19 protein-coding genes are annotated in these 18,378 nt (G+C 58.5%); 10 read left to right on the top strand and 9 right to left on the bottom strand.

Annotation, left to right across the window (positions count from 1 at the left end; translation table 11 throughout):
* Positions 1–101: 101 nt before the first annotated feature.
* From cpaB to ACR0AG_RS03620, 3 genes are all read right to left on the bottom strand, one after another.
* Positions 102–983 (bottom strand): Flp pilus assembly protein CpaB, encoded by an 882-nt coding sequence (gene cpaB / locus ACR0AG_RS03610; protein ID WP_480836520.1) that lies wholly within the window; start codon positions 981–983, stop codon positions 102–104.
* 188 nt (positions 984–1,171) lie between these two features.
* Positions 1,172–1,366 carry a hypothetical protein gene (locus tag ACR0AG_RS03615; RefSeq protein WP_480836522.1) on the bottom strand — a complete coding sequence of 65 codons (195 nt, stop codon included), beginning with the start codon at positions 1,364–1,366 and terminating at the stop codon, positions 1,172–1,174.
* A 93-nt stretch (positions 1,367–1,459) separates the two neighbouring features.
* Positions 1,460–1,666, bottom strand: a complete 207-nt coding sequence (locus tag ACR0AG_RS03620; RefSeq protein ID WP_480836523.1) for a hypothetical protein — start codon at positions 1,664–1,666, stop codon at positions 1,460–1,462.
* A 408-nt stretch (positions 1,667–2,074) separates the two neighbouring features.
* Here ACR0AG_RS03620 and ACR0AG_RS03625 point away from each other — a divergent pair, with 408 nt between their 5' ends.
* Complete coding sequence (locus ACR0AG_RS03625) at positions 2,075–2,881, top strand: lytic transglycosylase domain-containing protein (protein WP_480836525.1); 807 nt, start codon at positions 2,075–2,077, stop codon at positions 2,879–2,881.
* Between the two features lie 47 nt (positions 2,882–2,928).
* Here the strand turns inward: ACR0AG_RS03625 and ACR0AG_RS03630 are convergent, their stop codons facing one another.
* The 6 genes from ACR0AG_RS03630 to tldD all read right to left on the bottom strand — a co-directional run bounded on the left by ACR0AG_RS03630 (position 2,929) and on the right by tldD (position 10,575).
* A complete protein-coding gene (locus ACR0AG_RS03630; RefSeq protein WP_480836527.1) occupies positions 2,929–3,555 on the bottom strand; it encodes a 3-oxoacid CoA-transferase subunit B in 627 nt (208 codons plus the stop codon).
* Complete coding sequence (locus tag ACR0AG_RS03635; protein ID WP_480836528.1) at positions 3,555–4,259, bottom strand: CoA transferase subunit A; 705 nt, start codon at positions 4,257–4,259, stop codon at positions 3,555–3,557. Before ACR0AG_RS03635 ends, ACR0AG_RS03630 begins: the two co-directional genes overlap by 1 nt.
* A 110-nt stretch (positions 4,260–4,369) precedes the next feature.
* Positions 4,370–4,897 carry a superoxide dismutase family protein gene (locus tag ACR0AG_RS03640; RefSeq protein ID WP_480836530.1) on the bottom strand — a complete coding sequence of 176 codons (528 nt, stop codon included), beginning with the start codon at positions 4,895–4,897 and terminating at the stop codon, positions 4,370–4,372.
* 126 nt (positions 4,898–5,023) lie between these two features.
* On the bottom strand, positions 5,024–7,627 hold the full coding sequence (topA, locus tag ACR0AG_RS03645; RefSeq protein WP_480836532.1) for a type I DNA topoisomerase: 2,604 nt from the start codon (positions 7,625–7,627) through the stop codon (positions 5,024–5,026).
* Positions 7,628–7,808: 181 nt separating this feature from the next.
* Positions 7,809–8,933 carry a DNA-processing protein DprA gene (gene dprA, locus ACR0AG_RS03650; RefSeq protein WP_480836534.1) on the bottom strand — a complete coding sequence of 375 codons (1,125 nt, stop codon included), beginning with the start codon at positions 8,931–8,933 and terminating at the stop codon, positions 7,809–7,811.
* Between the two features lie 220 nt (positions 8,934–9,153).
* Entirely contained in the window at positions 9,154–10,575 is a 1,422-nt protein-coding gene (gene tldD / locus ACR0AG_RS03655) for a metalloprotease TldD (protein WP_480836535.1), read from the bottom strand.
* Between the two features lie 176 nt (positions 10,576–10,751).
* Here tldD and coxB point away from each other — a divergent pair, with 176 nt between their 5' ends.
* The 9 genes from coxB to ACR0AG_RS03700 all read left to right on the top strand — a co-directional run bounded on the left by coxB (position 10,752) and on the right by ACR0AG_RS03700 (position 18,325).
* The gene (coxB, locus tag ACR0AG_RS03660; protein ID WP_480836537.1) at positions 10,752–11,663 is read left to right on the top strand and encodes a cytochrome c oxidase subunit II; all 912 of its coding nucleotides are present in this window, start codon (positions 10,752–10,754) and stop codon (positions 11,661–11,663) included.
* Positions 11,664–11,738: 75 nt separating this feature from the next.
* Positions 11,739–12,695, top strand: coding sequence for a heme o synthase (gene cyoE, locus ACR0AG_RS03665; protein WP_480836539.1), 957 nt, complete (start codon positions 11,739–11,741; stop codon positions 12,693–12,695).
* Positions 12,692–12,853 (top strand): hypothetical protein, encoded by a 162-nt coding sequence (locus tag ACR0AG_RS03670; protein WP_480836541.1) that lies wholly within the window; start codon positions 12,692–12,694, stop codon positions 12,851–12,853. Before cyoE ends, ACR0AG_RS03670 begins: the two co-directional genes overlap by 4 nt.
* Complete coding sequence (locus ACR0AG_RS03675) at positions 12,853–13,428, top strand: cytochrome c oxidase assembly protein (protein ID WP_480836543.1); 576 nt, start codon at positions 12,853–12,855, stop codon at positions 13,426–13,428. The genes ACR0AG_RS03670 and ACR0AG_RS03675 overlap by 1 nt, the downstream gene beginning before the upstream one ends.
* 22 nt (positions 13,429–13,450) lie before the next feature.
* Entirely contained in the window at positions 13,451–14,266 is an 816-nt protein-coding gene (locus ACR0AG_RS03680) for a cytochrome c oxidase subunit 3 (protein ID WP_480836544.1), read from the top strand.
* Positions 14,267–14,422: 156 nt separating this feature from the next.
* Positions 14,423–15,100: an SURF1 family protein gene (locus tag ACR0AG_RS03685; RefSeq protein WP_480836546.1), complete on the top strand. Its 678-nt coding sequence runs from the start codon at positions 14,423–14,425 to the stop codon at positions 15,098–15,100.
* Positions 15,097–16,482, top strand: coding sequence for a threonine synthase (gene thrC / locus ACR0AG_RS03690; protein ID WP_480836548.1), 1,386 nt, complete (start codon positions 15,097–15,099; stop codon positions 16,480–16,482). Before ACR0AG_RS03685 ends, thrC begins: the two co-directional genes overlap by 4 nt.
* Positions 16,479–17,741 (top strand): M16 family metallopeptidase, encoded by a 1,263-nt coding sequence (locus ACR0AG_RS03695; RefSeq protein WP_480836550.1) that lies wholly within the window; start codon positions 16,479–16,481, stop codon positions 17,739–17,741. Before thrC ends, ACR0AG_RS03695 begins: the two co-directional genes overlap by 4 nt.
* The gene (locus tag ACR0AG_RS03700) at positions 17,741–18,325 is read left to right on the top strand and encodes a GNAT family N-acetyltransferase (RefSeq protein WP_480836551.1); all 585 of its coding nucleotides are present in this window, start codon (positions 17,741–17,743) and stop codon (positions 18,323–18,325) included. The genes ACR0AG_RS03695 and ACR0AG_RS03700 overlap by 1 nt, the downstream gene beginning before the upstream one ends.
* Positions 18,326–18,378 lie beyond the last annotated feature (53 nt).

The raw sequence follows: 18,378 nt of genomic DNA on the forward strand, positions 1-18,378 counted from the left end.
ATGGTTTCCGTTCTTTTCCTTATGTGGACAATTCGCAACAATGGAACGAAAAAGACCGCGCAAACAGCGCGGTCTTCAGTCGGTAACAACCTGAATTAACGTCAGTTTGTACAGGGAATAGGCGTTTCGATCACTTCGCCGCCTTTGCGGGTTTTGACGGTGCAGATCTTTTCTTCAACAACTTCAATTTCCGGCGCCGCTTCCTGGATATCCAGCAATTTGCGCTGGTCCACCTCGATGGCACTTGCAATTGTTTCATCCTGCACACCGACAAGCGCCAGGGAAAGTCGCCCGGTGTTTTGAGCCTGCGCCAACGCTGCAACCTCTTCGGGTGTAGCGGCGACAGTCACCGTGCGGGCAATTGTTGTGCCCGTGATATCAGATCCTGCGGACTGGTCTACCGCCACAAGTTCAATATTCGATTGAATCAAGCGTGTGATCTCGCCTCGTGCCGCACTGCCGGTACCGTTCACGTTACCGGTCCAGTAAACATCCACCCGATCACCTGGGCGAAGAAAACCTGACACGCCGCTTGCCACGTCAACGCTAATGGCAAAAGCGCGCATGCCTTTTTCAAGCCGCGACGTTAGGCCGGCCGATTCGCCGGGCCGGGTAATCTTCACCTCCAAAACCGCTTCGTCTTTTTCCATCGCCCGCAAAGCATAGCGATCCCGATCACCGGTTTCGGGGAAGAGCACGGTCATATCCACAAAAGTCCCTTCAGGAATCGCGTCTTCTGGCCACTGGACCACACGCACATCTTCTTCGGCAACTTTCTCGCCGTACTTCAGCGCGCGATTCAAAACGATGACACCGACAGTGGGAATTCGTTCAACCTGAGCATTGGCCAACGCTTCTTCGCGCAGTTTGCGTTCGCGTTCCAATTCAGCTCTGTTGTCGGAGATATATTCGCGCGCCATATAGACGGCTCCACCAGCCAGTGCGATCCCGATTATCAGAACAAGTCCAAAAACAGCCCGCATGTGTCCCTCGTTACGTTGTCTCTAAAATTTTCCGGGCGAAAAACGCCACCATGATTCAGTCTGCACGATATTTCCGAATTGTGTCGAAAAAGGGGACAATCTCGGATCTAATTCAGGAAAGAACTATTTCTCGTAAATTGTCGACACGGGAATTGGGGACAAAGCCGACTGGCTTTGCGTGACTTGTCTTAGTCAAACGTGATGTCAGGCACTTCGACGCTGGCGAGTGCAGATCCAATCTCTTCGTCGAATTTTTCAATTGGCTCATTCATATAAAAGTAAACCAATCCTCCGAGCCCCACGACGCCCGCAGTCAGCACAACCCAATCTACGGTGACCGCGCCACTTTCATCGAGATAGAACTCTAGCAACTTGTTCAACATGGTGCACCGCCTTGATTGGGTGGACTTTTAACAATGAAGGCCATGTCTTACAGCAAGACATGGCCCCCATCAAAACTTTTGTCAGCCTGGGACTTAGTTGCTGGTGTTGCCCAAGTTGATGCTGCCGACGCTTGCGCCCAGCAGTGCGCTTTCAACGTCGCTTGCCAGGTCGCTGGCACCGTTGCTGATCTGGTTGTATGCGATGGCTGCCAGTGCAACAACGGCTGCGGTCAGAACGACCCAGTCTACAGTTACGGCGCCGTCTTCGTCTTTGCGGAAGTTCTTGAAGAACTTGATCATGTTACGTCCCTCCTAAAGGATCAAAAAGTAATCTAACCTCGGCGTCTTTCAGAGCTTTCTCTCTCAGTCCGCTCCCGATCGTCTCGGCATGGGAATAGTTTTGCCCTTCGTCAGTGGCAGGAATTGGGCCAAACAGCATTTTTTTCAGCTTGAACGTAAATTTTTATTCAAAAAAACTATAACACATTGAAATAAATCAAAAAAATATGAAATCTTTTTTCCAAACCGGTGGGCGGGCGATGCATTTTTGCGGCAAATGAGGCGAAATTGCCCCATTTCGCTTTGTTTTTCTGGCCATACCGCCCCGATTCAGGTTCAGTTGGGCAAAAGAAAATTGAGGCAGGCAAAATGTTTATCCGGGGTACGCTTTTTTGTGCCAGCGTTTTGGCGCTGTTTTTTACAAGTACAATGCAAACCGCTGCGACCGAGCGGGAACCGCGCGGTGTTTACAAACGTATCTCCGCCCCCAAACCGGGGTCGCGCCCGCGCGTTACGATCCAAATAACGCCGCAACAGCATGCGCTGGCGCCGTCAGCCCCCAGTACCGGTGCGGATTTCTCTGAACCCGAGGTTATCTCGCGTGCCAAGGTTCCGCCTTCGGCTGCACCCAACACAGGCACTAATGGAAAGCCTGTTGGGTCCTACAAGGAATTCTGGAACCGTGTGTCGCCCGAGATTGCCGGTGCGAATGCAGGCAGGCTGAGCGAGGCTATTCAGGCCCTGTCCAGTATCGGTGTCGCGTCACCCAGGCTGCAAACATTGCACGACATCGCGCAAGAGCGTGGCGTTGACATCCTCAGGTCTACTGTCGGAACGGATGTCTCACCGGCTTTGGTGCTTGCTGTTATATCGGTCGAATCTGCAGGTCGTGAAAAGGCTGTCAGTTCGGCCGGGGCGCAGGGTTTGATGCAGTTGATGCCTGCAACGGCGGCTCGTTTTGGCGTTAAGGACAGTTTCGTGCCGGCGCAGAACATTTCCGGCGGGGTAAAATATCTGGACTGGTTGATGAACGAATTTGGGGATGACCCGATTCTGGTGCTGGCCGGGTACAATGCCGGTGAAGGCGCTGTGCGCAAGCACTCGGGCGTGCCGCCTTATGCGGAAACCCGGGACTATGTGCCCAAGGTTTTGGCCGCGTTCCAGGTGGCGCGGGCTTTGTGTACATCGCCACCGCAGTTTTTCTCGGACGGATGTGTGTTCAACACGCAGAACTAAGAAAGGCCCGCAACTTGGCGGGCCTTTTCACATTCTAAGGGTGATGGTCAGTTGACGATCGTCGCCTCGGTCGCCCCACGAATTTCATCTTCGGTCACACCTTCGGCCAGTTCAACGATCTTGAGGCCACCTTCAACCACATCCATGACGCCGAGGTTGGTAATGATGCGGTTAACCACTTTCTTACCGGTCAGCGGCAAGGTGCACTTTTTCAACAGCTTGGATTTGCCGTGCTTGTTGGTGTGATCCATCACAACGATCACGCGGCCAACACCAGCAACCAGATCCATCGCGCCGCCCATGCCCTTGACCAGAACGCCGGGGATCATCCAGTTCGCCAGGTCGCCCTGTTCGTCAACTTCCATGGCGCCGAGAACCGCAGCGGCGATCTTGCCGCCTCGGATCATGCCAAAGGAGGTCGCACTGTCGAAGTAAGCGGTGCGGGACAGTTCGGTGATTGTCTGCTTGCCTGCGTTGATCAAATCGGGGTCTTCTTCGCCTTCGAAAGGAAAGGGGCCCATGCCCAGCATTCCGTTCTCGGATTGCAGGGTAATGTCCTTGTCACCCACATAGTTCGCCACCAGCGTCGGGATACCGATGCCCAGGTTCACATACATGCCGTCTTCCAGCTCTTGCGCGGCGCGCGCCGCCATCTGATTGCGGTCCCAGGGCATTATGCGTCCTCCTTCTTGCGGGTGGTGCGTTGTTCGATGCGTTTTTCGTGATCGCCCTGAATGATGCGATGCACATAGATGCCCGGCAGGTGGATCGCGTCGGGGTCAAGCGAGCCGCGCGGCACGATCTCTTCCACCTCGGCAATGCAGATCTTGCCACAGGTCGCAGCGGGCACGTTAAAGTTCCGCGCGGTTTTGCGGAAAATCAGGTTGCCGGTGTCGTCGGCTTTCCACGCTTTCACGATGGCGAGGTCGGCAAAGATGCCTTCCTCCATGATATAAGTCTCGCCATTGAAGTCCTTGTGCTCTTTGCCTTCGGCGATCACGGTGCCTACGCCGGTTTTGGTATAGAACCCGGGAATGCCTGCGCCGCCTGCGCGCATCCGCTCGGCCAGCGTGCCTTGCGGATTGAATTCCAACTCTAGCTCACCGGCCAGATATTGGCGCATGAATTCGGCGTTTTCACCGACGTAAGAGCTGATCATCTTTTTGACCTGCTTGGTCTGCAGCAGGATGCCGATGCCGAAATCGTCAACGCCCGCGTTGTTCGAGGCAAAGGTCAGATCTTGCGCGCCGGACTCTTTGATAGCGTCGAGCAGCAATTCCGGGATGCCGCACAGGCCGAATCCGCCCGCCGCGATCATCATGCCGTCCGAAATGACCCCGTCCAGAGCTTCGGCCGCAGTGTCATAGATTTTCTTCATGGAAAACTCCCCAATGACATGGTGTTGGGCAGGTTGTGCCGCCGCGTCACCGGGAAGTCAATGAAACCGCGGGGTAGGTGGTATTTCTACCTAACCCGCCGTCATAGAGTTCAGTTGGCCGTCAGAATGCCACAGGCGATGCGCCCGCCTGCGCCGCCGATCGGCTGGCTGATATGGTCATCGCCTTTCTCGTGAATAATAAAGGTCGACCCATCGGCATCCAGCAACGCATGATCGCCGCCTTCCAGAGTGACGAGTGTGGTGAATGCCTCCATCTCGCCGATGCCATCCGCGCCGACATAGAGGTTCGGCAGATCACCGGGCTCGGGCCCTTCAGGGTTCATCAGTCCATGCGCCCCTTCAACCTTGCCCACATGACCCTTGGCGGTTTTGAACCCTTCGCCCGGTTCGCAAACGCCATGGCTGTGCAGATGCAGGCCGTGTTTGCCCGGAGGCAGGTCCGAGACCTTCACATGCAGCAAAACGCCGTTCGGGCCCTGCTTGGCGATTGCCTCGCCGATCACTTTGCCTTGGGCATTGATAATTTCGGCGCTTGCGGTTTTGGCGTGATGACCGGCTTCGCCTTTTACCACGCAGGCCAGAACCATTGCGGCACCCAAAGTCACTGCTTTCAACATCTGTCTGTTCCTTTCCTTGCCAACGCATTCCATCGTCGCGTCACAGGGAAAACACACAACCTGACAGATTTATTCAGGTTCGGGGCAGGGTGCGTCGGAACGCCACCCCTGCATCGGCACCATGGGTCAGCCTTTCTTGGCCGTCGCCTTTTTCTTTTTCGGGGCGGCCTTCTTTTTCGTGCCTTTCTTGGCCGCGCGTTCGTTGACCAGCTCGATGGCCATTTCGACAGTCACATCTTCGGGCTTGATGTCTTTGGGGATGGTCGCGTTGACCTTTTCCCATTTCACATAGGGCCCATAACGCCCATCCAATACCTGCATCGCGCCGCCATCGGGATGATCGCCCAATTCCTTGAGCGGCTTGGCAGCCGCCCGCCGCCCGCGTCCGGGGTTGGCGCGCTTTTCGGCCAGCATCTCGACCGCGCGGTTCATGCCGATCTCGAACACATCGTTGGGATCCTTGAGGTTGGCATAAACCGGTTTGGCCTCTTCCGGCATCTGATGCATGATATACGGCCCGAACCGCCCAAAGTTCGAGCTGATCATGCCGCCCTCGGGATGTTCACCGATCTGGCGGGGCAGGGACAACAGCGTCAGCGCCTTCTCCAGATCCATGTCATCCTTGCTCCACCCACGGGGCAAGGAGGCGCGTGGGGGTTTTTTGTTCTCGGGCGTTGGTTCGCCGCGCTGAACATACGGGCCAAAGCGCCCGGATTTCAGCCAGATCTCATCGCCTGCATCTTCACCCAGCAGGCGCTCGTCGCCTTCGGCTCCTTCGCCTGCGATGGGGCGGGTATAGGTGCATTCGGGATAGTTGCCACAGCCGACAAAGCCACCCGTGCGCGATGTTTTAAGGTGCAGCTGGCCCACGCCGCATTTCGGACAGATGCGTGGATCGGACCCATCTTCGCGTGGCGGATAAAGCTGAGGGGCCAGCGCCTCATCCAGCTTGTCCAGCACTTCCGAGATACGCAATTCCGACGTTTCGCCAATCGCTGCCGAGAAATCGCGCCAGAACTTGCCCAGCAAGTCCTTGTAGTCGCGGTCGCCCGCACTGACATCATCCAGCTCTTCTTCCAGATTGGCGGTGAACTCATAGCCCACATATTGGCGGAAGAAATTCAGCAGAAAGATCGTGACGATCCGGCCCTTTTCCTCGGGGATCAGCCGGTTCTTGTCTTTGCGCACATATTCCCGGTCCTGAATCGTGGTCACGATCGAGGCATAGGTCGAGGGACGCCCGATCCCCAACTCTTCCATCCGCTTGACCAGCGTGGCCTCGGTATAGCGCGGCGGCGGCTGGGTGTGGTGTTGCAGGGCCAGAACAGCCTCGTTGTCAGACAGGATCGCGGCTTTGTCTTCGGCCTTCGCGAACTGATCCTTCAGCGAGGTCTTGGCAAAGCGCGCCGGATCGCCCTGCATGATCTGCGGCAGGCGCTTGTCGTCGTCATCGACCACATCGTCGCGGCCTTCCTCATAAACGCGCATGAAACCGTCAAACATCACCACCTGACCGGTGGCGCGCAGGCCGACCTGACCGTCATCGCTGCCAATCTCGACCGTTGTCCGCTCCAGCCGCGCGGCGGCCATCTGACAGGCGATGGTGCGTTTCCAGATCAGATCATAGAGCTTGCGCTGATCTTCATCGGTAACCTTCAGCGCCTTGGCATCGCGGTTCATATCCGTTGGGCGGATACATTCATGCGCTTCCTGCGCATTCTTGGCCTTGTTCTTATAGATCCGCGGGCTGTCGGGCACGTATTCGTCGCCATAGCGTTCGGCAATTGCGTCGCGGGCGGCGGCCACAGCCTCAGGCGCCATGTCGATGCCATCAGTCCGCATATAGGTAATGTATCCGGCCTCGTAGAGGCGCTGCGCCACCTGCATCGCGTGCCGTGCGCCCATGCCGAATTTGCGGCTGGCCTCTTGTTGCAGGGTCGAGGTCATGAAAGGCGCGCTGGGATTACGCGCGGCAGGTTTGGCCTCGACCGAGGTGACGCGCAGCGCGCGGCTGGTGATCGCCTGTACCGCCAGTTCCGCCTGTGTTGAGTTGGCCAGATCGTGCTTGTCCAGCTTTTTGCCAGCCAGCGTGACCAATCGCGCCTCATACGTCTGGCCGCGCGGCGTTTCGAACAGCGCCCGGACCGACCAGTATTCAACCGGCTTGAAGGCCTCAATCTCCATCTCGCGCTCGACGATCAGGCGCAGGCAGACGGATTGCACGCGCCCCGCGGATTTAGCGCCGGGCAGCTTGCGCCACAGCACGGGCGACAGGTTGAACCCCACCAGATAATCCAGCGCGCGGCGGGCCAGATACGCCTCGACCAGCGGCATGTCGACGTCACGCGGGTTCTGCATCGCCTCGGTCACGGCGTCCTTGGTGATCGCGTTGAAGGTCACGCGGCTGACCGGCGTGTCCTTCTTGATCGAACGGCGCTTGGTCAGCGCCTCTTGCAGGTGCCAGCTGATCGCCTCGCCCTCACGATCGGGGTCGGTGGCGAGGATCAGCGCGTTATCGTCTTTCAGCGCGTCGGCGATGGCTTTGACGTGCTTGCGGCTGTCATTGCCAACCTCCCACTTCATCTCGAATTCATGCTCGGGATCAACCGATCCATCCTTGGGCGGCAGGTCCCGCACATGGCCGTAAGAGGCCAGAACAGTGTAGTCGGGGCCAAGATACTTGTTGATTGTTTTTGCTTTGGCCGGAGATTCTACAACAACTACAGGCATTTAAGGGGAAACCTCGCTCGACGAAATGGGCGCCTTTTATCGTGGTGCAAAATGTGTGGGGCAAGCGGGAATTGTCAATGCGTTCCTTTCGCATGTGAAAAAGTTGCGCGTTTTCAGTCGGCTACATTCGGGTTTGCCAGTTCTGACGGCTTCGATTCAAAGGGGGCAGGGTCTTAGACATTCAACCGGCCAGCGACAAAAGCCCGCCCGGCTGACGCTGGATTCGGCCATCCAGTTCCAGATCGACCAAAGCGGGACCAAGCTCTCCGGCCGAGGCGGCAATATCGCGCAGCAGTTGATCTTCGGCGATGGGCGATGGGCCGAGGCGTTCGAGGATTTGCGTGTGCAGATCGCCGGAAGCGGCGGGTATCGGCCTCGCGATCGGCTGCGGCGGGGGTACAGGGATTGCGTCCGGTTTGGGCAGCGCTTCGATCACGTCTTCGGCGGATCTTACAAGTGTGGCGCCGTCCCGGATCAACAGATTGCACCCGGCGGCCCGTGCATCGAACGGATGCCCGGGAACTGCAAGCACCTCTCGCCCCTGATCCAGGGCGTCGCGCGCCGTAATCAGGCTGCCGGACTTGGCGGCAGCCTCGACAACGACAACGGCCTGGGCAAGGCCCGAGATAATGCGGTTGCGGCGCGGAAAGTGCCGGGCTTGCGGTGTCACTCCCATCGGTTGCTCCGAAAGGCGCAGGCCGGTTTGTGCGATCTGCTCGGCAAGTTCGGTATTCTCGGCGGGATAAATCGCATCCACGCCACCCGCCATCACGGCAATCGTGCCAGAGTCCAGGCTGGCCAGATGGGCAGCGGTATCAATCCCGCGAGCGAGACCGGAAACCACGACAAATTCCTGGCCTCCCAGCTCTTTCGCTAAGTTGCGGGCCATGCGCGCGCCCAGGGATGAGCAGTTGCGCGCCCCGACCAAAGCGATCGCTGGACGCTGCAACAATGAAACGTCGCCGATGGCCCACAGCAAGGGCGGCGCATCGTTCAGGTCGCGTAACATGTCTGGAAAATCGGGGGCGCCAAGGCACAAAAGCCGCGCGTTGGCGGCTTTTGCGGCCTTAAATTCTGCCTCGATCACGCCGGGCGGGCATATTTCATACCCGTCTATTCCTGCAGCCCGTGCCATTTCCGGCAGCGCGGCCAGCGCGTTCTGCGCTGAACCATGTTCGCGCAACAGCCGACGAAACGTTGCCGGACCTACCTTGCGCGAGCGCAACAGACGGAGCCACGAAAACCGGTCATCTTCCGTGGTGGGTGGGAGTGTGGGGTGATAGGAAGATAGATGCTCTTCGGTCATCCGTTGCTCCGCCTGATTGCAGAACTGGTTTACGGGACTCAGAGTTAACAGCCTGTGAATCATCGAAAATTAGACGCGATTTTTTGCAAAGAATACCTTAAGATTGCGCCTATATATTTGAAATATAATGAAAAATACCTGGATTTTTTTGCGACCCCGCCCAAGCCGCTGAGCAATTGCGGGGTCACGAACTGTCAATCGAGTTAACACTCGGTCCGATCTAGGCGGCGGATCCACCAACCGTCAGGCCATCCATCAGAACCGTTGGCTGGCCTACGCCGACGGGCACCCATTGTCCGTCCTTGCCGCAGGTTCCCATGCCGGGGTCCAACGCCATGTCGTTGCCAAGCCCGCGGATGCGTTTCAACGCCGAGGGGCCATCGCCGATCAATGTTGCCCCTTTGACCGGCGCACCGATCTTGCCGTTCTCGACACGGTAGGCTTCGGTGCACGAGAACACGAACTTGCCGTTCGTGATATCGACCTGACCCCCGCCGAACCCAACCGCCCAGATGCCATCTTTGATGTCCGCAACCAGAGCGGCCGGATCCGCGTCACCACCCAGCATGATCGTATTGGTCATGCGTGGCATGGGCTTGTGCGCATAGCTTTGACGCCGCCCGTTCCCAGTGGGTGCAACACCCATCAGGCGCGCGTTCTGGCGGTCTTGCATGTATCCGGTCAGAACGCCGTCATCGATCAGGACGGTACGCGAACTGGGCGTGCCCTCATCATCCACGGTGATCGATCCGCGCCGGTCCGCGATGGTACCGTCATCCACGACGGTCACACCTTTCGAGGCGATTTGCTGACCCAACAGCCCGGCAAAGGCGGAACTGCCCTTGCGATTGAAATCCCCTTCAAGCCCATGTCCGATGGCTTCGTGCAGCAGGATACCGGGCCAGCCGGGACCAAGCGCCACTTCCATGACACCCGCTGGGGCAGGGACAGCCTCAAGATTGACCAGCGCGATTCGCAGCGCCTCGCGTGCTTTGTCCTGCCAATCCGCCGGATCAATCAGCCCGTCCAGACCGACGCGCCCGCCGCCACCGGCGGACCCGCTTTCGCGGCGCCCGTTCTGTTCCACGATGACCGAGACATTCAGGCGCGTCATCGGGCGCACGTCGCGGACCATAACACCATCGGGGCGCAGAATCTCGACCTCTTGCACCGCAGCCATGATCGTGGCGCTGACCTGGACCACACGCGGGTCGAGGTCGCGGGCAAAAGCGTCGATGGCGCGCAACGTCTCGATCTTGACCGGAAAACCAGCGGATTCGATTGGGTCCTCGTCGGTATACAGGCGCGTGTTGGTTGCCCGCGGAGCATCGGCCAGCGTGCCGCCCCCATCCCCGACAGCCAGTCGCGCGGTTTCAGCGGCGCGTTTCAATGCGGGAACGGACACATCCGTGGAATGGGCATACCCGGCCACGTCGCCTTGAACCGCACGCAGGCCAAACCCTTCGGATGCGTCATAAGACGCGGTGCGCAGACGCCCGTCATCAAAGACCAGCGACTCGGATTTTCGGCGCTCGACAAACAGCTCTCCATCCTCGGCCCCGGCTGTGGCCGATTGCAGAACGGCAAGGGCTTCGTCCTGCGGCAAGGCGCTTTCGAAGGGGCGAAACGGGTCGTTGGGCATGGGCTGGAGCCTTTCGAGTTTGATCCAGATCAAAAATAGCGTCTGTTTGACGCAAGCATTTTGCTTTATCTACCCGCAAGAATATGGTTTTTAACGCGGCCAAAGACAACGGGAGAGGTGCGACCGATTCACACCTTTTCGCGAGAGACGCAAAGATCAAACGATCAGGACAGAAAATGAAGAATGCTTTGATGCTTTCGGGCTTGATGACAGCCCTCTCCAGCCTTCCCGCCATGGCTCAGGAGCTTGAGATTATTGGCAAACCGGTTCCCGGCGGTGTCGGCTTTCAGCCTGCGGCCACCAGCCTGGCCGATGGAATTCAGCGTCTGGACAATATGATTTTGGTCATCATCACGGTGATCTGCCTGTTTGTTGCCGGGCTGCTGGTCTACTGCATCGTGCGCTACAATCAGCGCGTTAACCCGACCCCGGCGCGCTTTTCGCACTACACCCCCGTCGAGGTTGCATGGACACTTGGTCCGATCCTGATTCTGGTCTTCATCGGGGCGTTTTCGCTGCCGGTGCTGTTCAAACAGCAGGAAATCCCGGAAGGTGACGTGGTGATCAAGGTTGTCGGCAACCAGTGGTACTGGACCTACGAATATGTTGATCACGATTTCGCCTTTGACAGCTATCTGCTGGGCCACCCGGCCACACTGGACGAAGGTGCGCGCCCTGCGGATGCCGATGTGACGCCGTTTGTTCTGGATGATGCGATGCGGGCAAAGCTGACCGATGCAGGGTACAGCGAAGATGAATGGCTGCTGGCCACCGACACCGCCGTTGTTGTTCCCGTGAATAAGATCATCGTGATGCAGGTGACTGCGTCTGACGTGATCCACTCGTGGACCATCCCGTCTTTTGGCGTGAAGCAGGACGGTGTGCCCGGTCGTCTGGCCGAGTTGTGGTTCGAAGCCGAGAAAGAAGGCATCTATTTCGGCCAATGTTCTGAGCTCTGCGGCAAGGACCACGCTTATATGCCGATCACCGTCAAGGTTGTCAGCGAAGAAGCCTATGAGCAGTGGCTGCAAGGCGCGCTTGAGGAATATGCCGGTCAGCCTGCGAACTTTCAGGTTGCCTCGAACTAAGGTGCATTTGACCTAGTTCTGATACACTGCAAGCTGCGCGGCCACCGCGCAGCTTTCGCCCCAAAAGGACCCAGGATGAGCGACGCAAGCATCAATGCCAGCACCGTCACCGCGCAGACCCGCGCGGACGAGGCCAGCTTTGGCGATTACTTCGCCCTGCTGAAGCCGCGTGTGATGTCGCTTGTGGTCTTTACCGCTTTGGTCGGATTGCTGGCGGCCCCGGTTCCGGTACATCCCATCATCGGTTTCTGCGCCATACTGTTCATCGCCATTGGCGGTGGCGCATCCGGTGCGCTGAACATGTGGTGGGACGCGGATATCGACCGGGTGATGAAACGCACCAAGGGGCGCCCGATCCCGTCTGGCAAAGTGGAAGAGGGCGAAGCATTGTCGCTGGGTCTGGCGTTGTCCGGCCTCTCGGTCATAATGCTGGGCCTTGCGACCAATTGGTTTGCAGGCGCGTTCCTGGCTTTCACGATCTTTTTCTACGTTGTCATCTACACAATGTGGCTGAAACGCTCGACACCGCAGAACATTGTGATCGGTGGCGCGGCAGGGGCGTTCCCACCGGTGATCGGCTGGGTGGCCGCGACAGGCACGATGTCGATCGAGCCCTGGCTGATGTTTGCCTTGACTTTCATGTGGACCCCGCCGCATTTCTGGGCGCTGGCCCTGTTCATGCGGTCGGACTATGACGACGCAGGCGTGCCGATGCTGACCGTGACCCACGGGCGCCGCGCGACACGCTGGCATATCCTGGTCTACACCGTGCTTCTCGCTCTGCTGGCGGTGGGTACCGCCTTTTCAGGCATCGGAGGCCCGATCTACCTGACGGTGGCTGTCGTCATGAACGCGTTGTTTCTGCACGGTGCGTGGCAGATCGTGCGCCGAACCGAAGACCAGGCCGAGGTGGACAATTTCAAGGTTGAACGCAACTTCTTCAAGCTGTCGCTGCTCTACCTGTTCCTGCATTTCGGTGCCATTTTGGCTGAGGCGCTGCTGAAACCCTATGGGCTGGGAGGATGGTCATGAGCCTGCGCAAGACGCATGAACTGCACACGCGCCGCTTTAGCCGCAATGTGGGCGTCGGCCTGACGCTGGCGGCGTTTATCGTGATCATCTTTGGCCTGACCATCGTAAAGGTGTCGGGCCCCAGCTTGGGCGTGCCCGCGCAGGAGGTGCAGAACTGATGGCCTTATCCGGACCTCAGAAAACGGTTGTGCAAACGGTTGGTGTCGTTGTCTTGATGGGCAGCCTCGCCTGGGCAGCGGTGCCTTTTTACGACTGGTTCTGCCGGGTCACAGGCTTTGGCGGCACAACCGGCGTGGCCGAGGCCGCGCCCGAAGATATCCTGGATCGCAAGGTTACCATCCGTTTCGATGCTTCCAAGGCTAAGGACATGGCCTGGGAGTTCAAGCCCGTCGAGCGTGAGATGGAGGTTCGCATCGGCGAAACAGGCCTTGCGTTTTATGAAGCCTATAATCCGACGGATCGCCCGATTGCCGGGCAGGCGTCATACAATGTCGCACCGTATTCCGCCGGTGGGTATTTCCAGAAAATCGCTTGCTTCTGCTTTGAAGAGCAGGTGCTGCAACCCGGGGAACGGGTTGAGATGCCAGTAAGCTTTTTCGTCGACCCTGAAATAGTCGACGATCTGGAAGCAAAATATGTGCATACGATCACGCTGTCGTATACATTTTACGAAATTGACCTGCCCGAGGGCTATGCCGCCCTTGATGCGCAGGCTGATACAAACACGAACTAACGCCTGTAGGTGAGGGACGCTGATGGCACACGCTAAAAATCACGATTATCACATTCTAGCCCCGTCGATCTGGCCATTGATCGGCGCGGTCAGCGGATTTGTGATGCTGTTCGGAGCCGTTCTGTGGATGCATGGGGTAACTTCCTACATCTTCTGGATGGGGCTTGTCGGCGTTCTGTACACCATGTTCGCCTGGTGGTCAGAGGTTGTAGTGGAAAGCCGTCAGGGCGATCACACACCGGTTGTTCGCATCGGCCTGCGCTATGGCTTCATCCTGTTTGTGATGTCCGAGGTGATGTTCTTCTTTGCCTGGTTCTGGTCGTTCTTCAAACATCGCATGTACCCGATGTACGACTATGCGGGCACCGAATATATTCAGCCGGATATCCACGCAGTCGACCCGTTTCACCTGCCGCTGATCAACACTTTGGTCCTGCTGCTGTCGGGCTGTGCCATCACCTGGGCGCACCACGCGCTTGTGCACGACAATGACCGCAAGGCGCTGATCAACGGTCTGGCCATCGGTATCGTTCTGGGCATTCTGTTCACCCTGCTGCAGGCTTTCGAATATTATGAGCTGCTGGCGCATGAGGGTTGGGAATTTGGTGGCGACCAGTTCTATTCGAACTTCTTCATGGCCACAGGTTTCCACGGTTTCCACGTGATCATCGGAACCATCTTCCTGAGCGTGTGTCTGATCCGCGCACTCAAAGGGGACTTCACTCCTGAAAAGCATGTGGGTTTTGAAGCGGCAGCCTGGTACTGGCACTTTGTTGACGTGGTCTGGCTGTTCCTTTTCTTCGCTGTCTACATCTGGGGACAAGCACCGTTGTTCTGATGCCTTGGCAGATGATCCAATTGCAAAAGCCGCCCTAAGGGGCGGCTTTTTCTCTATCTGGGGCGCAAAATTGCGCCCCGTACAATTGAGCTATTGCATTTCCGGCCCGACCGCCCTTAACAAAACGCCGGTTTCCGACACGAGGTTCGCCCCGCCATGCGCCGCATCCTGTTCCCGCTGATCTTCGGCCTCGCCGGCTTAGGCGTGCTGCTGTGGCTGGGCATATGGCAGATGCAGCGGCTTGCGTGGAAGGAAGGTATCCTGGCCGAGATCGACAGCCGCATTGATGCAGCGCCAGTTGCGTTGCCGGAGGTTGTATCGGAAGAGCGGGACAAATATCTGCCGGTGACCGTGTCCGGAGAGATGCTGCTGGGCGAAATCCACGTTTTGGTGTCAGTCAAACAGGTGGGGGCGGGGTATCGGATCATACAGCCCTTCAACACCGAAGGCCGCACCATTCTGATTGATCGGGGCTTTATCCCGACCACAGCCAAACTGGCCGACCGCGTGACCGGCGCGATGGACGTAACGGGCAACCTGCACTGGCCGGATGAGATCGACAGTTATACGCCCGAGCCGGACATTGGCAGCAATATCTGGTTTGCGCGCGACGTGCCCGCCTTGGCTGCGTCCTTGGGGGCCGAGCCGGTGTTGTTGATCGCCCGTTCCCAGACGGACCCTAGTGTAACGCCTTTGCCCGTGGACAGTGCGGGCATCCCCAACGATCACCTGCAATATGCAATCACCTGGTTTGGTCTGGCTCTGGTCTGGGCCGCGATGACCGGATATTTTCTGTGGCGCAGCCGCGCCAGTTCTGAGAGTGACGCGCAATGAAATATATCTCGACCCGCGGGCAGGCGCCCGAATTGACCTTTGAAGAGGCGATGCTGACCGGCCTGGCCCGGGATGGTGGCCTTTACCTGCCCGCCGAGATCCCGGTTATGAGCCATGACGCGATCGCTGCGCTGGCTGGTCTGCCCTATGAAGAGATCGCGTTCCGCGTGATGTGGCCCTATGTCAGCGGGTCGTTTGCTGAGGATGAGTTCAAGCAGATCATCGCCCGTGCTTACGAAGGTTTTGGCCATGACGCCCGCGCGCCGTTGAAACAACTTAACGAGAACCATTTCCTGCTGGAGCTCTTCCACGGTCCCACACTTGCTTTCAAGGACTTTGCTATGCAGTTGATCGGTCAGCTGTTTCAGGTGGCTTTGAAACGGCGCAATGACCGCGTAACTATTGTGGGCGCGACTAGTGGCGATACCGGATCAGCCGCGATTGAGGCGTTCCGTGGGCTGGACGCGGTGGATGTGTTCATCCTGTTCCCCCATGGCCGTGTCTCCGAGGTGCAACGCCGTCAGATGACGACGCCCGCCGACAACAACGTCCACGCGCTGGCCGTGGATGGGGATTTCGACGACTGTCAGGCCGCGTTAAAAGACATGTTCAATGATTTCGACTTTCGCGATGGAGTCAAACTGGCCGGCGTGAATTCGATCAACTTCGCACGGGTGCTGGCGCAGATCGTTTATTACTTCTCTGCCGCCGTCAGCCTTGGGGCGCCGCATCGCAAAGTCAGCTTCACCGTGCCGACCGGCAATTTCGGCGACATATTCGCAGGCTATCTGGCCAAGCGCATGGGTCTGCCCATCGACCGCCTGGTGGTGGCGACCAACCAGAACGACATCCTCCACCGGTGTCTCTCGGGTGAGGGGTATTTTAAGGGCGACACGATCCCCTCGATCAGCCCGTCGATGGATATTCAGGTCAGCTCGAACTTTGAACGGGCGCTGTATTATGCTTATGGTGAGGATGGCAGCGCTGTGGCGCAGTTGATGGATGAATTGAAGACCGGCGGCTTCAACGTCAGCCAGGGCGCAATCGAGGCGTTGCGTGAAAACTTCGACTCGGGCCGCGCGTCCGAGGATGAAACGCTCGCCACGATCAAGCACACGCTGGCGCATAGCGGCGAACTGGTCTGCCCGCATACCGCTGTTGGCATCAAGGTGGCGGAAGAGCATCTCTCGGGCACGCCGATGATCAATTTAGCCACCGCGCATCCGGCGAAATTCCCGGCGGCGGTTGAGAAGGCGAGCGGGGAACATCCGCCTCTTCCCTCCCGCATGGCTGATCTGTATGAACGACCAGAACGGCTGACCCGCATCGCCAACGATCTGGGCGCCCTTGAGGATCATATCAGAAGGCATATCGCTGAGTGACTGTCAGACAAGACCAACTGAAGAACGGCTTTCGCATCGTCAGTGAACATATGCCGGGGCTGCAATCGGCGGCCATCGGCATCTGGGTGACCGCCGGTGGGCGGCATGAGCGGATCGAACAGAACGGCATCGCGCATTTCCTTGAACACATGGCGTTCAAGGGGACCGAGCGTCGTTCCGCGCTGCAAATCGCCGAAGCGATCGAGGATGTGGGCGGCTATATCAACGCCTACACCTCGCGCGAGGTGACGGCCTATTACGCACGCGTGTTGAAGGATGACGTGGCGCTGGCGATGGACGTGATCGGCGACATCGTTCTGAACCCGATCTTCGACCCGCGTGAGATCGAGGTTGAGCGCGGTGTGATCCTGCAGGAAATCGGTCAGGCCTATGACACGCCTGACGATGTGATATTCGACTGGCTGCAGGAACAAAGCTATCACGACCAGCCTTTGGGCCGCACCATTCTTGGGCCGTCTGAGCGGGTCAGCGCCTTCTCGCGTGAGGACCTGTCGGGCTTTGTGGCCGAGCATTACGGGCCGGAACAAATGATCCTGTCCGCCGCTGGTGCGGTGGATCATGACGCGCTGATGAAGATGGCCGAAGAGATGTTCGGACATCTGCAACCGCGCAAGGGTCTGGTCCCTGAGACCGCGCGCTTTACCGGCGGCGAGGCGCGGCAGGAGAAGGATCTGGAGCAGGCCCATTTCGCGCTGGCGCTGGAAAGTCCCGGCTATCGCGACGATGCGATCTATACGGCGCAGATTTATTCGACCGCTTTGGGCGGCGGCATGTCCTCGCGTCTGTTTCAGGAAGTGCGCGAGACGCGCGGGCTGTGTTACACGATCTTTGCACAGACCGGTGCCTATGCCGATACCGGCACGACCACGATCTATGCCGGAACCTCGGCCGATCAGGTGGGCGAGCTGGCGACCATCACCATCGATGAGATGAAGCGCGCCGCAGATGACATGAGCGCGGAAGAGGTTGCTCGCGCGCGTGCCCAGATGAAGGCCGGGATGCTTATGGGACTGGAAAGCCCTTCGAACCGGGCGGAACGTCTGGCGCGGCTGGTACAGATCTGGGGCCGGGTGCCGTCGCTTGAGGATACGGTTGCCAAGATCGACGCCGTTTGCACCGAAGATGTGTGCGCCTTTGCCGAGGCCATGGCCGTGCAGGCCCCCGCGGCCTTGGCGCTTTATGGCCCGGTCTCGGATGCGCCGACCCTTGCGGATCTGCAGGAGAGGCGGGCAGCGTGATGCTACTGGGTCGACGCAAGCTGAAACTCGAAACCGAGCGCCTCAGCCTGCGCCCGCCCGTGCATTCCGATTTCAACGAATGGACCGCACTGCGCCGAACGTCCAAAAGCTATTTGACTCCGTGGGAGCCGATCTGGGCCAGTGACCATCTGAGCCGCAAGTCGTTCACCAATCGAGTCTATTGGGCACAGCGCTCTGTTGCGAGCGGCACGGCGATCCCTCTGTTTCTGTTTCGTCGCGCCGATGACGTACTGCTGGGGGCGATCACGCTGGACAATGTGCGGCGAGGACCGGCCCAGGCCGGGACGTTGGGTTATTGGACAGGGCAGGCCTTTGCGCGGCAGGGCTATATGCGCGAGGCGATTGGGGCCGTGGTGCACTATGCCTTTACCCGCCTGGATCTGAGCCGGATTGAAGCGGCCTGTTTGCCCGAGAACAGAGCGTCCCGTGGGTTGCTGGAAAGCTCGGGCTTTAAATACGAGGGCGTGGCCCAGTCGTATCTGCAGATCAACGGGCGGTGGCGGACGCATGTTCTGTATGCGTCTTTGCGATCTGACCGGCGTGGCAAGACCGACGCGGGGTAGGGAGCTCTGCCCTCGCCGCGGCAGGCTGCGGCTCCCCGAGCTATTTTCGAACA

The organism is Ruegeria sp. H6, assembly GCF_056532975.1.

Bases quoted from the DNA above. Each gene is read 5' to 3' on its own strand.
- cpaB (WP_480836520.1), bottom strand. From the start codon at position 983: ATGCGGGCTGTTTTTGGACTTGTTCTGATAATCGGGATCGCACTGGCT.
- ACR0AG_RS03615 (WP_480836522.1), bottom strand. From the start codon at position 1,366: ATGTTGAACAAGTTGCTAGAGTTCTATCTCGATGAAAGTGGCGCGGTC.
- ACR0AG_RS03620 (WP_480836523.1), bottom strand. From the start codon at position 1,666: ATGATCAAGTTCTTCAAGAACTTCCGCAAAGACGAAGACGGCGCCGTA.
- ACR0AG_RS03625 (WP_480836525.1), top strand. From the start codon at position 2,075: ATGCAAACCGCTGCGACCGAGCGGGAACCGCGCGGTGTTTACAAACGT.
- ACR0AG_RS03630 (WP_480836527.1), bottom strand. From the start codon at position 3,555: ATGCCCTGGGACCGCAATCAGATGGCGGCGCGCGCCGCGCAAGAGCTG.
- ACR0AG_RS03635 (WP_480836528.1), bottom strand. From the start codon at position 4,259: ATGAAGAAAATCTATGACACTGCGGCCGAAGCTCTGGACGGGGTCATT.
- ACR0AG_RS03640 (WP_480836530.1), bottom strand. From the start codon at position 4,897: ATGTTGAAAGCAGTGACTTTGGGTGCCGCAATGGTTCTGGCCTGCGTG.
- topA (WP_480836532.1), bottom strand. From the start codon at position 7,627: ATGCCTGTAGTTGTTGTAGAATCTCCGGCCAAAGCAAAAACAATCAAC.
- dprA (WP_480836534.1), bottom strand. From the start codon at position 8,933: ATGACCGAAGAGCATCTATCTTCCTATCACCCCACACTCCCACCCACC.
- tldD (WP_480836535.1), bottom strand. From the start codon at position 10,575: ATGCCCAACGACCCGTTTCGCCCCTTCGAAAGCGCCTTGCCGCAGGAC.
- coxB (WP_480836537.1), top strand. From the start codon at position 10,752: ATGAAGAATGCTTTGATGCTTTCGGGCTTGATGACAGCCCTCTCCAGC.
- cyoE (WP_480836539.1), top strand. From the start codon at position 11,739: ATGAGCGACGCAAGCATCAATGCCAGCACCGTCACCGCGCAGACCCGC.
- ACR0AG_RS03670 (WP_480836541.1), top strand. From the start codon at position 12,692: ATGAGCCTGCGCAAGACGCATGAACTGCACACGCGCCGCTTTAGCCGC.
- ACR0AG_RS03675 (WP_480836543.1), top strand. From the start codon at position 12,853: ATGGCCTTATCCGGACCTCAGAAAACGGTTGTGCAAACGGTTGGTGTC.
- ACR0AG_RS03680 (WP_480836544.1), top strand. From the start codon at position 13,451: ATGGCACACGCTAAAAATCACGATTATCACATTCTAGCCCCGTCGATC.
- ACR0AG_RS03685 (WP_480836546.1), top strand. From the start codon at position 14,423: ATGCGCCGCATCCTGTTCCCGCTGATCTTCGGCCTCGCCGGCTTAGGC.
- thrC (WP_480836548.1), top strand. From the start codon at position 15,097: ATGAAATATATCTCGACCCGCGGGCAGGCGCCCGAATTGACCTTTGAA.
- ACR0AG_RS03700 (WP_480836551.1), top strand. From the start codon at position 17,741: ATGCTACTGGGTCGACGCAAGCTGAAACTCGAAACCGAGCGCCTCAGC.